Below are 360 nucleotides of genomic sequence, written 5' to 3'. Positions count from 1 at the left end.
GACGGTCAATGCCGACAAGACCTGGTCGTTTGCTGCCAACAGCAACCTCAACAATGCCGGTGGCGTCAACGTCACCTTCTCGCTGTCGGCCAAGGATGGCGACAACGACACCACCAGCGACAGCCAGACGATCACTATCACCGATGGCGCAGGCCCGACGGTCGATCCGCTTGCGGCCAGTGCATCGCTGACGCTCGACGACCAGAACCTCTCGGACGGCTCGACGCCGGCGGGAGCGGACACGAGCAGCGGCACGATCGGCTTTGCGGCCGGTTCGGATGCGATCGCCACGATCGTATTCGGCAACACCTCGACCCTCACCGGTGCCCTGACCTGGGAACGGGTCTCCGACACCCAGAT

Annotated in this window: 1 protein-coding gene; it reads left to right on the top strand. The window is 64.2% G+C overall.

The window, feature by feature from the left end:
• Positions 1 to 360, top strand: a 360-nt coding sequence (locus AC1Q80_RS30900) for a hypothetical protein (RefSeq protein ID WP_492362951.1), incomplete at both ends; no start/stop codon positions are given.

This window comes from Ensifer sp. GW823-FHT05D09 (assembly GCF_058795755.1).
The sequence above is the reverse complement of the archived record's forward strand: the minus strand, read 5'-3'. Positions and strand labels throughout refer to the sequence as shown.